This is a genomic window from Rhodococcus sp. GB-02, from assembly GCF_053470465.1.
Genome location: NZ_JBPUKE010000002.1, coordinates 210,764 through 223,969, shown reverse-complemented (window position 1 = coordinate 223,969; position 13,206 = coordinate 210,764). Strand labels below are relative to the sequence as shown.

Genomic DNA, 13,206 nt, shown 5'->3' with positions numbered 1-13,206 from the left:
CCCGACGAGTCGGGTGCGTCAAGGCCCCCATAGCCCAATTGGCAGAGGCAACGGACTTAAAATCCGTCAAGTGTCGGTTCGAGTCCGACTGGGGGCACAGGTCAGCAGACGTTTCGAAGGGATTCGCCTGCTAGCTGGACGCCTTTTTGTCACGGATTGTCACAACTGGTGCGTAACTCGCGGCATCGAGCAGAGCCGGATCTTGCGCGTGCGCAGAGGTCGACAGAGTGAAAGCCGCCGATGCATGCCCCATCCATGCCGCGATGACGGCGATCGGAACCCCACGTAGATGCATCAAAGTCGCGCACGTGTGAAGAGCATCGTGAAGGCGGATGGCTGGGACGCCAGCCTTCTTGATAACGAGGAAGCCGAAGTCATCCGCATGATGGCCGCCACCCTCCTCGACGGCGGCTCACTCCGCGGACTCGTCGACCACCTCGAAACCGAAGGCATCTCCACCGTCTCCGGCAAAGCGTGGAAACCGATCACCATCAAACGCGCACTCACCAACCCCCGCATGATCGGAAAGAAGCAGAGCGGCGACACACTAGTCGCCACCACCATCCCACCGATCCTGCAGCCCCGAACCTACAAGCGGCTGTGCGAACTGCTCCTCGATCCGGAGCGAGCGAAGTAAACCGGCGACCGAACCCAAGTGGCACTCCTCGGCGGCGGGCTCGCAAGGTGCGGAGGCTGCGGCCGACCCATGTACGCGGCATCCGCCGTCGGCCGCCCCACCGTCTACGCCTGCTCCACCCGCAGCAGCGACTGCCCCTCCATCGTGTCCGTCCAAGCTGAACTGCTCAAGGCGGACGTCATCGAGCGGGTCCTTGCGCGGTTGCCGTCACCGAAGTACCGGAAGGCGTTGACGAAGTCGATCAACGAGCTCGGCTCACTTGAAGAAGGCGAGAACCGGGTAGCCGAACTCAATGCCCGTTTCACCGCGTTGGGGGAGGACTTCGCCGACGGACTCATCGATCGCGAATCCATGCGCGCTGGCACCGACCGAGTACGCGCGAACTTGGCCGCAACTGAACTGAAGATGGCGCAACGGGAAGTTCTCATCGACCTCCCCGAACCATCAGAGGAGAACATCGTGAAGTGGTGGGAAGAAGCGGACAAGCGCCGGCGCCGCGATGTCGTGTCCATCGTCGTCGACCACCTCACAGTCAAACCCACCGATCGACGCGGCCGCGACGGACTCGACCCACACCGTGTCGACTACGTCTGGAAAACGCACTGAGATCTGTGTTTCATTCGGCGATAAAATCGCGATTTCGCTATTTTATGGTGCGCAAATAAACATCCGAAAGCAGCGAAGGCCTCACCATTTAGTGGGGCCTTCGCGACGTGACAGCTACTCGACGGATTGGATGATGCCGACCTGAAACTGAGGAACAGTTGTGTACTTATCTGCTGTCGTTGTGTAGCCATATTCGCCGTCGACAACGACGTACAGGGTCACCTCGTCGCCTTCGATTAGCGAGTCGAGTTCTTTGCTCATCCCGATGAAATGCGCGGTCTGATTGTTGCCTATACCAATAGTTGACGTGCCGACGTCCGCTAGGAATCGATCGGGTCCGGTAGTCGTGTCGAACTGGAAGATCTTTCCGTGGAGGACGATCCGGCGGTCTTTATTCGCCCACGGATTCTTGACCACCAAGGCGAAGTCTCGACTGTCGATCGCCTCATACGTTGCGGGGTCCGTGAAGGTGGGATCCTTGCGTAGCGTCAGCTGTGCGTTTTTGGCGTTATCGATTGTGATCGTTTCAGGCTTCGATCCCGCGAGGTTGGCAACGACCGTTGTGCCCACAATAAGCGCAACTACGCCCACGGCTAAGGCAATGAGAAACCAGATCACCTTTGTCAACGAAGTCATCGGAGGCTTCGGATTTACCGCTGCTAGATTCGCCGTGCGTACCTGCGTTCGGCTGGTCCATTGCTGCCCATCCCAGTACCGCACGACTGTGGGGCTCTGCGGGTCTTGGTACCAGCCGGGCTGTGAGTTCATCGTCGCGTCTTTCAGTAATTCGGTGGGGGCGGGGGAGTCGTTGCCGGCTGGACGTGGTGCGTCCATTGAGTGCCGTCGTACCAACGGATCCATGCGGGGTTCTGCTGATCTGGATACCAGCCCGCACTCAAGCCTGATGGTGGCGCGACGAACTGCACCGCGGGTGGCCGCTTGTCGCCCACTCTGATGAGCGCGCGGATTACGAGGGCGACGAATGTAATCGGGAGGACGATGAAGATGAGGAACAGGAATATTTGCGCTGGTGATGTTTCGTCCAATGCGCCGCCACCAACGATGATCGCGAAAGCGAGCACGCCTGCAAGGTAGAGGGCGCCGCGAACTCGCTTGTCGTCCATGACTGGCCTTTCGGGAAGTGTCCGTAATACATACCAGACAGTCCGGACACTGTGGAACTAAACCCTGGCGCCCTTCGCTAGATTGCACGCCCGGCACAAGAGTTGAACATTGCCTTCAGTGCTCGCGCCTCCTCTGGAGAACGGAATGATGTGATCGTATTCAAGGTAGGAATTCGCGCCGCATTCCACGCAAGCCCCACGGTCTCGCCGATAGACAGCAGATTTGACGTGCGCTGGTATGTGCCGCGATGGCCGGTCCCCGTTGTCTGGTAGGAGGATTCGGCGATCGATCCGAAGTGCGGTGTCCACCAGGATGGATGCGTATTCAGCATCAGGAACCGAGAAGCGCCCGCTGAGCGACCGTGCTGTCGACTCGATGAGAACGGTGGTCCGGTCGAGGTATGACACCCGCTGCACCTTGCTTAGTGGAATTTCGCCGCCATGCTGCTGAGCGATAAACCGGATCTTGCGGTTGGTAATCGCTAGTTGTCCCTGGGTCGGAGTGGGTCCTGCTTGAAGGTCGCGCCAGCGGGTTGCGCCGGCGACCATATAGCAGTATTCGTCGGTGGGCAAGTGGAGTCCTGAGATTTGAACGGTTGGTAGGCGACCTTGGCGGATCCCACCGAGCATCTGCTCTCTGAGTAGTTGAGATTCGATAGGGGTGACCGCGGCGGGTTCCAATTCAAAAGCGAGCGCTGCTCGTCGGAAGGTGGCGAGTTCGTCGTCGGTGATGATGCCGTCACTGAGCGCGTATGTGGCGTACCTGTTGAGCCAATTGAGTGCGTCCCCACGAATCGTGTCAAGAGCATGTTTCCGAGGAATACGCGCCCCGTACAGCCATTCGTGCAATGCGATCCATTCAGGTCAGAGAGGACCCGAGTGCGCCAGCACGTTCCTCGCAGCTGCCGCGTACTGCGCGAGGGTTGTATTGGCGAACGTCTTGCACTCGGGGCAATAGCTCTGGAGCAATCGGGTCTTGGTGCCGCATCGTGCGCAGCCATCGCCAGCCGATCGAAAAGCTCTGAGCCACTTGTCTGCCATGGGAGATACATACCAGACAGTTGGCGACGCTCGATCAGCTTGGTTCAATTCCTCTCGCAGCGCACCTTGTATTCGGTAGAGGAATTCGTGAAGTTGTCACGACTCGTGTCACGATCTGTGGCGCGCAGCGACGTCGGGATCCGGATATAGCCAGGTGGGGCCGTTCTGTGGCGACACCTGGCGCGTATCCTGCAGACTTAAAATCCGTCAAGTGTCGGTTCGAGTCCAACTGGGGGCACAGGTCAGTCCAACATTCGGTGAGATATCGAAAAACCCCGCTCGTCCTATTCGGGCGGGCGGGGTTTTTCGTGGAGCAACGACTGCTCACCAAGTGGCTACTGGGCCCAGACAGTCGTTCCGGCAGGCGCATTCAGCGTGTTGACGAGATCGATGCCGGCCACGACTGCGGCGCCGCCGCCGCCGAGGATCGTTCCGGCGACCCCGCCGATTCCGGCTCCTGTCGCGAGACCGCCCAAGCACAGTGCCGCGGCGACGGGGAGTCCGACGATGGTCAAGCCCAGCGGAGCACCGACAGCGCAACCGATTCCGGCGCCGACGATGGTGCCGAGCAGGCTCCCGACCTGAGTGCCGAGACCGAGTTGGCTCTGGAAGTGCGCGATTGCTCGATCATTTTCCTCAGGCGACGCTACTGGCGTCCATTCTTTTGCTGCAGGCGCACTCTCGGGCCGAGGGGTGGCCTTCGCCGAATCGGTGATCGGTGTCAGCGTGAGGGTCTTACCGTCTTCACTGATCGCGCGATCGAAGGGAAACTGCAGATCTCCGAGGTTGTATGCGAGAGGCAGGGAAACCAGGTCGGCGCCCTTGCTGTCCTGCAAGACGACAGACTTGCCGTCGCCGGACACTTTGAACAGCCCGGCGTCGATGGTGGTGACGATCGACTTGTCGACGACCTTCGCTTCGTAATTCACGTCGGTCGACGGATCAGCTGATGCGATCCCTGTTGATGCTCCGACTGCAGCGACCGCTAGAGCAGTCACAGCCGCCTTCTTGAAGAAACCCATAGTTCAACCCCGTGTTCGCCTGCGTGTGCTCGCAGAAACTCGACAACTTCGGACATTGGTAAACCCCCGACAAAGCCTTCGCATTAAAGCAGACCGAAGTGACAGAAGGGATAGTTGCGTTCGGGCTGACCGGAAGCGGCCGGTGCAATTGAAATTGCAGTGTGCAGTACCAAATCATCGAACATGTGTGCGAAGATGTGGAGATGCGGTTGACCGAGCAATCTCCGGACCGCTGCCCGAACGGACACCGGCTCACGGCGAACACCTGCCTTGTCGGATGGGAGGTGTGCGGGTGTGCCTCGACCGAGAATGGCGGGCATCGGACCCATTACTGCAGGCGCTGCGGTGAAACCGTCCGGACGCCGGAGTGTGTCGGCGTGGGTCCGCAGAAGAGTCGGTGGAGTTGAAGTGCTGTTACGTTGTGTTTCAAAGAGATTCGGGAGAGCCTCACCCGGCGGATCGGCGTCGGGTGAGGCTTGTGGATCAGGTAGGCGGTGCGACGGGTGCGTCGCTGCTTCCTCCCGAGCTTCCGCTCGACGAGCCGGTGCCGAACAGTAGACCGAAGAAGCCGGAGATTGCGCCGAAGAAATCGAACATGGGCGAGCCTTTCGCGAGGACGAATGCGGTCACGACAAGTGGCCGACTTGTGGTGGTATTCAGAGAAGTTCCGTCGACATTGACGGCGAAGGCGTCGGACGAAAGGCCGACTGCCGGATGAAATGTACGATTCGTCTCGGTTTGATACAAGTCTTCCCCGGGTAACAGCTACTTGAGACTTGAATTACCGGGGGTGCCCTGCCTGCTTGGGTGGGGCAACCAGGCAGGGCAGTGGCTTGCCGTCCCTCTCAATACCGACCTACGGCGAACCATTGGCGTTGAAGGTACCCACACTTCGTGACGCGCGCCACTTACGTACCAGTACCTTCGTTAGCCGAGGTCAGCCGTGGCAACGACGGCCGTCGTCGGCGTCCCCGCGGGGAGGTGGTTCATCGAGAAGTCGCGGTCCCGGTCAGGGTTGACGACGCTTGCCAGTAGGAGCATGGCGGCGACAAAAAGAACTCCTGCAGCGAGGTAGCCAATTCTCACGGGCAGGCGCGGGCGTCGATCTGAATTCGTGGACATTCACGTTCTCCATCGGTGCATGTTGGACGAACGCCTAGTTTAACGATCAACTAATGAAAGGGTGCGAACAGTGACGCAAGATACGAAAAGGCCCTCGATATCGGGGGAAATCGAGGGCCTTTCCTGTTGAACGTCGGCGTCGCCAAGCACATAGCGTCACCGACCCACTATCGGTGTCGAGCGTGACCCCTCATGTCCGACCCCACTTCTCGACACTATCCAGTAACTTGCGACATTGTGGAAGATTCGGACATTGTCATTCGGATAGGGGACAAACCGCCCGCGACACCTACTTTCGTCCGGCCGCCCATTTCATTCCCCAGTTGTATGCCCGATCGAGATCTGACTGGCTGCCGTTGATGTACTGCACCTCGCGGGTGACCGTCACGCCCTGACCTGAACTCTGGATGAGAGCGATTGCGCACAAACGCTCCTGGTTGCTGGCCGAATCGAGCCGCACTTCCACCTCGGGTCCGTTGGTGGGATAGAGGGTGACGACGCCGTCCACGGCCGCCCAGTTGGGGGCACCGTCGTAAATCATCGCGAAGATCAGGATTCGCCGGAAAGCGCTGGGGTCACCAAGATTGACGTGCATGTTCTCGCCGCCGGTGTTCGCACCACTGCGGTCGTCGCCGTCGAGGGAGATGTACGGCGGAGAAGTCAGTGAACCGAAACTGTTGCCCAAGGCCTGGACTACTCCCTTGGACCCGTCGGCAAGTTCGTAGAGGCATCCGAGGTCCAGGTCGACCGCGCCAGAGCCTGCGCCGGCGAGCTTGGCGAGGAAACCGGTCTTTTTCGCTGGCGCTCCCTGTGACCAGTTGAGGTTCACGCGCATATTGCCTTGTCGTTCACCCGCCTTCGCGAGGTTGACCGTCGGCGCTGATTTGGTGAGCGTGATCTTGCTCAAGCTGACCGGTGCCTGCGACGGTGTGGACTCGCTGGAACGTCGGGTGTAGTCGATTGCCATCGTGATAGTCCTTGTCTGAACTCGAATGAGTCCGATCGTGTTACCCGTCGAGGAATCTCCACCGACGTGATCGGCGATCTCCGGCCATTGTCCCTCATATCCGAATTTCAACCCGTGGACACGCAGCAGTGCCCATTTACGGGAGAATTGCTCAGTCGCACGTCCGATTCGAAATTGCGGCGTGTGAGTGGGGGTAAGTGATGTCGGTCCTCTCTTGTCTGCAACCGCACCCGAGAGTAAGACGGACTCCCGCGCAGCGCGAAGACGTAACGCGTGAACAGATGGCCGTCACCTTCGGCGTGCTGCCATGGGCCGCAGCCGTCCACCTCGTCGTCACGCTCGGGTCGGCGTTGTATGTGATTCCACCGGACAGAGGACTGTTGCCGCGCCTGTGGCCTTTCCTGTCCGACGAGTTCGTCTGGCGAGGAGCCGGTTCCGACGTCACCGAAGTGAAACTGCAGAGTGACGAAATCGTACGGATGGGTCGGGTGGACGCACTCACCGGAATGCCGAATCGGCACAGCTTCTGGACCGGGTTGGAACGACTGCTGCACGATCCGTACACAAGCGAAAGCCGTCTCGCGTTGGCCATGCTCGACCTCGACAACTTCAAATCGGTCAACGACACACTGCGACACACGGTTGGCAACGCGGTTCTGCGGGAGGTCGCAGATCGCCTGTCCGAAGCCGGAGGGGTGTCACAGTTGTTCGCGCGTTTGGGCGGAGACGAGTTCGCGATTCTTTTCACCGATGTGGGTGACAGTTCGCACGTGCGAACTCTGCTCGGCCGCTACATCGAAGCACTCCATGATCCGATCACAGTGGCAGGCACACGGTTGGAGATCGGGTACAGCATCGGGTACTGCCGCCCTGACGCTCTCCCGGCAATCTCTCGGCGGCGACTCGGCGGTCCGAGCAGGCGGGGTGTAGCGGCTACCACTGAGTGAGAACTTAGTGCCCGTTTTGCGAATCGATGTGTGACGGTACGCCGAAGTGATTCACATCGAACTGCAGAAGGGTGTCTTCGTGGAGGTGGGATCGGCGTACTCCCCAGGGCCGATGCTGGTGGGTAAGAAGGCAGTGGTCACAGGCGGCTCCCAGGGAATCGGAGCAGCGATAGCTCGGGCATTCGCATCGCATGGCGCATCAGTTCTGGTTGTCGACGTGGCTCCGCTGAACGGCGTCGAATTCGACTCCGCTGCAGGTGGTTCGATCACCTATCTCGACTACGACGTGCGGGTGCCGGAAGTCCCCGTCGCGTTGACCGAGTTCGCACCAGATGTCCTGGTGAACAATGTGGGGCATTTCCTGAAACCGCCGACAGCGTTCACCGGAACTGATCCGGGTTTCTGGTCCGAGGCCGGCAGCATCAATTTCGATCACGTCGTGCGTCTGACCCATGCCTTGCTTCCCGGCATGATCGACCGCGGTTTGGGTGGATCGATCGTGAACCTCACGACGGTGGAGGCGCATCGAGCGATCCCGGGCCACACGATGTACTCGGCATACAAGGCGGCGCTCACACAGTTCACCAGAAGTCTTGGTGTGGAGATCGGTCGAACCGGAGTGCGCGTCAACGCCATTGCCCCGGATCTGATCGAGTCGGTACAGGTGCCGTATCGCAGGATCGTCTCTGCCGACGACTGGGACAAGTGGCCGGGGTGGGCACCGCTGGGTGGACCGGGCCAGCCCGTCGACATTGCCGGCCCCGCGCTGTTCCTGGCCTCAGACCTGGCGAGATACATCACCGGAACCGTCATCCACGTCGACGGCGGCTCGCACGCTGCCGGCGGCTGGTTCCCCACCGAAGAAGGCGGCTGGACCAACCGGCCCCGAAAGGCTTGACACATGACAACTTTCAGTCTGAACGTTCCCAACTTCGGCGCCACTCTCGCGGAGGACTCCTACGGGAAACTCGTGCAGGTCTGCCAGAGCGCGGAAGCTGCCGGCTTCGACCGGGTCCTCGTCACCGATCATGTGGTGATGGGTTCGGACAACTCGGCATACACGTGGTCGGCGTTCCCCACCGAGCCTGACGCCAACTGGCTCGAACCGCTGACCGTCCTGGCTTTTGTTGCCGGACAGACGAAGACAATTCGCTTGGGTACCGGAATCGTCATCGCGGCGCTGCGCGGGGGAGCGGTACTTGCCAAGACGGCTGCGACACTCGATCTGCTGTCCGGTGGCCGACTCGACCTTGGCGTTGGAACCGGTTGGCAGGAACGCGAATACGACGCCGTCGGCATGGACTTCGGTAAGAGGGGACCGCTGCTCGACGACGCACTTGCGGTGTGCCGGGCCCTGTGGAGTTCGGCGCCCGCGAGCATCGACACACCTCGCCTGAAGTTCGACGACGTGTACTGCGCGCCCCGGCCGTCCGCAGGAATCCCGATCTGGGTGTCCGGTTCGCTCTCCAAGGCCGTGGTACGACGCGTCGCAACCTGGGGCGACGGGTGGATTCCGATCATGGGCGCCGCGGACGACGACCTACGTGAAGGGATCGACGTCATCGGGAAGGCCATGGCTGACCTCGGACGCGATCCAGCGGAATTGCAGGTCCGTGGGCGACTGACCGTCGTTCGCGGGGCTGACGGTTCGATCGATCTCCCGGCGACGATGATCGGTGCCGAACAGCTGCTCGAATCCGGGGCTACCGATGTGCTGGTCGCGCTGGCAGCAGTAGATCCGGATCCGGACACGGCGATGTCGGAGTTCGGCGAGTTGGTGTCGGCCTTCGCAAAGGTGACCCGATGACCATTGCGTCGAAGCGATAGTTCTATCGTGCGAAGTGTTGTAGTGCAGCCTGATCGAGGAGAGAACACATGACCGAGTGCATCGTCGTGGATACGAGCCTGGAAGCGTTGCTCGATGCCCGGATCAGCTGCCGCGCCTACGAGGACCGTCAGGTGCCGCGTGAGGTGATCGAGGAGATCCTTCGGCTGGCGCAGAAGACGCCGTCGTGGTGCAACACGCAACCGTGGCAGGTTGCGATCACCGAAGGGGAGGGCACAGAACGATTCCGCGCAGGCCTCGGTGAGTACGTGATGACCAACGCCCAGGAGTCGGACTTCGAGTTCCCCCGCGAGTACCAGGGCATCTACAAGTCGCGTCGGTTCGACTGTGCGATGGCGCTTTATTCGAGCGTCGGAATCGAGCACGGTGACCGCGCCGGTTCCGCGGCACAGACGATGAAGAACTTCGAGCTCTTCGGCGCTCCCCACGTCGCGATCATCACCACCGACGAGGCATTGGGCACCTACGGAGCCGTCGACTGCGGGTTGTACGTGAACAGCTTCCTGCTGGCGGCGCAGAGTCTGGGGGTGGCCACCATTCCGCAGGCGGCGCTCGCAGGCAGCTCCAAGTTCATTCACGAACACTTCGGCATCGACGACACCCGCAAAGTCGTGTGCGCTATCTCGTTCGGATACCCCGACACCGACCACCCCGTGAACGGATTCCGCACCGAACGCGAAACCGTCGACAACGTCGTGCAGTGGATGTCGAACTAACCGGGATGTCGAACTGATCACCTGCTGGTCGGGGGATTGAGTGTTGCGCAGTTCCACCTGAAAGACTGGTGGCATGTCCGACACACCCGAACTGTTCGATCGTCTGCGCCGATTTCCCGATGTCGAGGCACCCAATCTCTTTGCCGTCGACGCGGCCGATCGCCTGATCCTCGACGAGGCCGCCGACGCTCTGGCCGCCGCGCCGGCGGGCACCGTCGTCGTGATCGGCGATCACTACGGTGCGCTGACCGCCGGTGTTGCGCTCGTTCACGGAATCGCCGGCGTGCGGGTTCACCAGGATCCGCTCACTGGAGAGCTGGCCCTCGCGAACAATGCGCGCGAACTCGGATTCAGTGACGCCTTCACCTCCCACGGACTGGACGAGGAGTTGCTCAGCGGCGCCCGCGTCGTGCTCATGCAATTGCCGCGTAGCCTCGCCGAACTTGCCGAGATCGCTCAGCTGATCGCGCTCCACGCCGACCCGGCGGTTCGTGTCTTCGCCGGTGGGCGTGACAAGCACATCACCCCGGCGATGAACAAGGTTCTCGGCGAATCGTTTTCCGACGTCAGCGCCTCGCGTGGGCGTCAAAAGTCGCGCGTACTCAAGGCTTCGGAACCCAAGGCCGATGTTGCGATCACGTTCCCGTTGACCGAACGCCTCGACGAGTTCGATCTCGACGTCGTTGCTCACGGCGCAGTGTTCGCCGGGGCGAGCCTGGACATCGGCACCCGGCTGTTGCTGGAGAATCTCGGCAAGATAGCGGTCGACCCGTTGAGCGATGTGGTCGATCTGGGTTGTGGCAGCGGCATTCTCGCGACGGCGATCGCACGCAAGTTCCCGGACGTGCACGTGATCGCGACGGATCAGTCCTCGGCAGCTGTCGCTTCGTCGTTGGCGACCGCGTCCGCGAACGGAGTCGGCGATCGGGTGAGCGGTCTGCGCGACGACGCGATGAGCTCGCTGCCCGATGCGAGCACTGATCTGGTTTTGTTGAACCCGCCTTTCCACGTCGGCGCGGCGGTTCACACCGGTGGAGCGCTCAAGATGTTCGAAGCAGCTGGTCGTGTCCTGCGCCCCGGTGGGGAGCTGTGGACTGTCCACAACGCGCATCTGGGTTATCGCGAACCGCTGAAAGCCGCGGTGGGTCCTAGTGAGGCGATGGCGAAGAACGCGAAGTTCATCGTGATGAAGTCGGTCAAACCGTCCTAGTATCGAAAAGGGACGAGTGTCGAAGAGTGTTGACCTTCCGGAAACGCGCCGGGAACTACAACGGATGCTTCGACGTTGTAAATTACGAGTGCTTTACTTTTAGTTAGGTACACGGACCGTGTCGGAAACTCGGATCCGTCCGGCGAACCCGCGACGCACCCGTCGTAGGCCACCACGATGAAGGGATGATCACGGTGCGCACCACCAGCAACCCGGTGTTCCGCAATCTGCCCAAGCAAGAGGGCAACGGATACGCCTCGTTCGGATCTGCGACGGCGGGCGCCTCGCAGGCAACCCAGCAGTTCGGTCAGCCGCAGTACGCTCCGGCCGAGCCGTACCAGACCGGTCCCACCTCGCGGGCCATGACGATCGACGACGTCGTCACCAAGACGGGCATCACGCTCGGTGTGCTGACGATCTCGGCATTGGTGTCGTACTTCCTCGTCAACAACAACTCCGACCTCGCAGGCCCGCTGGTCATCGGCGGCGGTCTCGTCGGCCTGGTCCTGGTCATGGTCGCCACGTTCGGCCGCAAGATGGACAACCCGGCAATCGTGTTGGCTTACGCCGTCGCGGAGGGTCTGTTCCTCGGTGCGCTGTCGTTCATGTTCACCTTCAATCTCCAAGGCGCCGACGCATCGATGCTGATCGCGCAGGCAGTCCTCGGTACCTTCGGCGTGTTCTTCGGCATGCTGGTGGTCTACAAGACCGGTGCGATTCGGGTGACCCCGCGTCTGACGCGAATGATCATCGGTGCGCTCATCGGTGTTGTCGTTCTGGCGCTCGGCAACCTCGTCGCCAGCTTCTTCACCGAGGGTGGACTGGGACTGCGTGACGGCGGAACGTTTGCCATCATCTTCAGCCTCGTCTGCATCGGCATCGCGGCCTTCAGCTTCCTGCTCGACTTCGACGCAGCTGATCAGCTGATCCGCGCGCAGGCTCCGGAGAAGGCAGCCTGGGGCGTTGCATTCGGCCTCACCGTCACCCTGGTCTGGCTGTACGTCGAGATCCTCCGTCTGCTGAGCTACTTCAACAACGACTAGTTCTCCAGTCGTTCCGTAACACCAAAGAAGGGCCCCGCGAGGGGCCCTTTTTTTGTCGTCTGTGGGCGGTTACGGTGCTTGGGTACCTAGCAACTGCTTGGTTTGGAACAAAGGGGAGCGAATGTCGACAAACACCACCGAACCCGTGCTGGTGGCGGATGCCGGAGCGGTGCGAACGCTGACCTTCAACAACCCGAGCCGCCTGAACGCTTTCAACGCAGCCGGCTTTCGAGCGTTGACCAAGGCGCTCGACGACGCGGCGTCGGACGATTCCGTGGCCGTGGTGATAGTCGAGGGTGCAGGCAAGGCTTTTTCGAGTGGTGTCGACCTGCGTGCGCTCGCCGAACCAGGCACGGATAATACAGACTTCGGCCACGCATTCGCGCCGCTGATCGTCGCGCTGGTGGAGTTCCCGAAGCCCTTGATTGCCGCGGTGCACGGCGCTGCCGTGGGCATCGGCCTGACCATGCTGCTCTACTGCGACGTCGTCTACGTCGCCGAGGACGCACGTCTACGGGCGCCGTTCACGTCGCTGGGTACAGCTCCCGAAGCTGCCAGTAGTTGGTTACTGCCCAAGGTGATCGGAACGCAGCGCGCCGCCGAGCTGATCCTGTCGGCCCGGTGGCTCAGCGGCGTCGAAGCAGCCGCCTACGGACTGGCGACCGACGCCGTACCGGCCGACGAGGTTCACATCCGTGCTCGGGAGAGCGCCGAGCAGATTGCGGCCAACATCGGACCGGCAGTGCTTGCCGCCAAGGGACTGCTCCGCCACGGTTGGGCCGACGAAGCCCGCGCCGCAGTTCAGCGTGAGGACGACGCTGCACGAGCGTTGATTCGCGAGTTGGGGAGTTTTGCTCAGAAATTCACGACTACCTGAAACACGACCACACGGAAGCGGCCGCCCGGTAGAAGCCGGGCGGCCGCT

General features: G+C 61.2%; 15 protein-coding genes, 1 tRNA gene and 1 pseudogene. 10 read left to right on the top strand and 7 right to left on the bottom strand.

Translation table 11 applies throughout. The features are described from left to right. Window positions 1-23 precede the first annotated feature (23 nt). The 3 genes from ACSW29_RS14085 to ACSW29_RS14075 all read left to right on the top strand — a co-directional run bounded on the left by ACSW29_RS14085 (window position 24) and on the right by ACSW29_RS14075 (window position 1,243). Window positions 24-97, top strand: a tRNA-Leu gene (locus ACSW29_RS14085). A 213-nt stretch (window positions 98-310) separates the two neighbouring features. Further along, window positions 311-637 (top strand): recombinase family protein, encoded by a 327-nt coding sequence (locus ACSW29_RS14080; RefSeq protein WP_448277520.1) that lies wholly within the window; start codon window positions 311-313, stop codon window positions 635-637. An 18-nt stretch (window positions 638-655) separates the two neighbouring features. Then, window positions 656-1,243: a zinc ribbon domain-containing protein gene (locus tag ACSW29_RS14075; protein WP_448277519.1), complete on the top strand. Its 588-nt coding sequence runs from the start codon at window positions 656-658 to the stop codon at window positions 1,241-1,243. Between the two features lie 114 nt (window positions 1,244-1,357). Here ACSW29_RS14075 and ACSW29_RS14070 read toward each other — a convergent pair whose 3' ends face one another. The 7 genes and pseudogenes from ACSW29_RS14070 to ACSW29_RS14040 all read right to left on the bottom strand — a co-directional run bounded on the left by ACSW29_RS14070 (window position 1,358) and on the right by ACSW29_RS14040 (window position 6,519). Then, window positions 1,358-1,879 (bottom strand): hypothetical protein, encoded by a 522-nt coding sequence (locus tag ACSW29_RS14070; protein WP_448278177.1) that lies wholly within the window; start codon window positions 1,877-1,879, stop codon window positions 1,358-1,360. Between the two features lie 48 nt (window positions 1,880-1,927). Further along, window positions 1,928-2,011 (bottom strand): annotated as a pseudogene (locus ACSW29_RS14065) (DUF2510 domain-containing protein); the annotation flags it as partial. 11 nt (window positions 2,012-2,022) lie between these two features. Continuing rightward, window positions 2,023-2,367, bottom strand: coding sequence for a DUF2510 domain-containing protein (locus tag ACSW29_RS14060; protein WP_448277518.1), 345 nt, complete (start codon window positions 2,365-2,367; stop codon window positions 2,023-2,025). Between the two features lie 57 nt (window positions 2,368-2,424). Beyond that, window positions 2,425-2,916: an HNH endonuclease gene (locus ACSW29_RS14055; RefSeq protein ID WP_448278156.1), complete on the bottom strand. Its 492-nt coding sequence runs from the start codon at window positions 2,914-2,916 to the stop codon at window positions 2,425-2,427. Window positions 2,917-3,743: 827 nt separating this feature from the next. Then, entirely contained in the window at window positions 3,744-4,430 is a 687-nt protein-coding gene (locus tag ACSW29_RS14050; RefSeq protein WP_214885212.1) for an ammonium transporter, read from the bottom strand. 927 nt (window positions 4,431-5,357) lie between these two features. Next, window positions 5,358-5,552, bottom strand: a complete 195-nt coding sequence (locus tag ACSW29_RS14045) for a hypothetical protein (RefSeq protein ID WP_347874310.1) — start codon at window positions 5,550-5,552, stop codon at window positions 5,358-5,360. A gap of 289 nt (window positions 5,553-5,841) precedes the next feature. After that, on the bottom strand, window positions 5,842-6,519 hold the full coding sequence (locus tag ACSW29_RS14040; RefSeq protein WP_230814208.1) for a TerD family protein: 678 nt from the start codon (window positions 6,517-6,519) through the stop codon (window positions 5,842-5,844). A 281-nt stretch (window positions 6,520-6,800) separates the two neighbouring features. On the opposite strand from ACSW29_RS14040, the gene ACSW29_RS14035 reads away from it, so the two are divergent. The 7 genes from ACSW29_RS14035 (at window position 6,801) to ACSW29_RS14005 (ending at window position 13,158) form a co-directional block, all read left to right on the top strand. After that, window positions 6,801-7,466: a GGDEF domain-containing protein gene (locus ACSW29_RS14035; protein WP_317827205.1), complete on the top strand. Its 666-nt coding sequence runs from the start codon at window positions 6,801-6,803 to the stop codon at window positions 7,464-7,466. 46 nt (window positions 7,467-7,512) lie between these two features. Further along, a complete protein-coding gene (locus ACSW29_RS14030) occupies window positions 7,513-8,364 on the top strand; it encodes an SDR family NAD(P)-dependent oxidoreductase (RefSeq protein WP_448277517.1) in 852 nt (283 codons plus the stop codon). Window positions 8,365-8,367: 3 nt separating this feature from the next. Then, window positions 8,368-9,273, top strand: coding sequence for a TIGR03619 family F420-dependent LLM class oxidoreductase (locus ACSW29_RS14025; protein WP_448277516.1), 906 nt, complete (start codon window positions 8,368-8,370; stop codon window positions 9,271-9,273). A gap of 68 nt (window positions 9,274-9,341) precedes the next feature. Continuing rightward, window positions 9,342-10,028, top strand: coding sequence for a nitroreductase (locus tag ACSW29_RS14020; RefSeq protein ID WP_448277515.1), 687 nt, complete (start codon window positions 9,342-9,344; stop codon window positions 10,026-10,028). A gap of 73 nt (window positions 10,029-10,101) precedes the next feature. Next, window positions 10,102-11,238 (top strand): class I SAM-dependent methyltransferase, encoded by a 1,137-nt coding sequence (locus tag ACSW29_RS14015; RefSeq protein WP_347874307.1) that lies wholly within the window; start codon window positions 10,102-10,104, stop codon window positions 11,236-11,238. A 194-nt stretch (window positions 11,239-11,432) separates the two neighbouring features. Continuing rightward, complete coding sequence (locus ACSW29_RS14010) at window positions 11,433-12,281, top strand: Bax inhibitor-1/YccA family protein (protein ID WP_317827200.1); 849 nt, start codon at window positions 11,433-11,435, stop codon at window positions 12,279-12,281. Window positions 12,282-12,402: 121 nt separating this feature from the next. Then, the gene (locus ACSW29_RS14005) at window positions 12,403-13,158 is read left to right on the top strand and encodes an enoyl-CoA hydratase/isomerase family protein (RefSeq protein ID WP_448277514.1); all 756 of its coding nucleotides are present in this window, start codon (window positions 12,403-12,405) and stop codon (window positions 13,156-13,158) included. Window positions 13,159-13,206 lie beyond the last annotated feature (48 nt).

Excerpts from the sequence above, each read along its gene's own strand:
- ACSW29_RS14070 (WP_448278177.1), bottom strand. The coding sequence starts at position 1,879 with ATGACTTCGTTGACAAAGGTGATCTGGTTTCTCATTGCCTTAGCCGTG.
- ACSW29_RS14060 (WP_448277518.1), bottom strand. The coding sequence starts at position 2,367 with ATGGACGACAAGCGAGTTCGCGGCGCCCTCTACCTTGCAGGCGTGCTC.
- ACSW29_RS14055 (WP_448278156.1), bottom strand. The coding sequence starts at position 2,916 with ATGGTCGCCGGCGCAACCCGCTGGCGCGACCTTCAAGCAGGACCCACT.
- ACSW29_RS14050 (WP_214885212.1), bottom strand. The coding sequence starts at position 4,430 with ATGGGTTTCTTCAAGAAGGCGGCTGTGACTGCTCTAGCGGTCGCTGCA.
- ACSW29_RS14045 (WP_347874310.1), bottom strand. The coding sequence starts at position 5,552 with ATGTCCACGAATTCAGATCGACGCCCGCGCCTGCCCGTGAGAATTGGC.
- ACSW29_RS14040 (WP_230814208.1), bottom strand. The coding sequence starts at position 6,519 with ATGGCAATCGACTACACCCGACGTTCCAGCGAGTCCACACCGTCGCAG.
- ACSW29_RS14035 (WP_317827205.1), top strand. The coding sequence starts at position 6,801 with ATGGCCGTCACCTTCGGCGTGCTGCCATGGGCCGCAGCCGTCCACCTC.
- ACSW29_RS14025 (WP_448277516.1), top strand. The coding sequence starts at position 8,368 with ATGACAACTTTCAGTCTGAACGTTCCCAACTTCGGCGCCACTCTCGCG.
- ACSW29_RS14020 (WP_448277515.1), top strand. The coding sequence starts at position 9,342 with ATGACCGAGTGCATCGTCGTGGATACGAGCCTGGAAGCGTTGCTCGAT.
- ACSW29_RS14015 (WP_347874307.1), top strand. The coding sequence starts at position 10,102 with ATGTCCGACACACCCGAACTGTTCGATCGTCTGCGCCGATTTCCCGAT.
- ACSW29_RS14005 (WP_448277514.1), top strand. The coding sequence starts at position 12,403 with ATGTCGACAAACACCACCGAACCCGTGCTGGTGGCGGATGCCGGAGCG.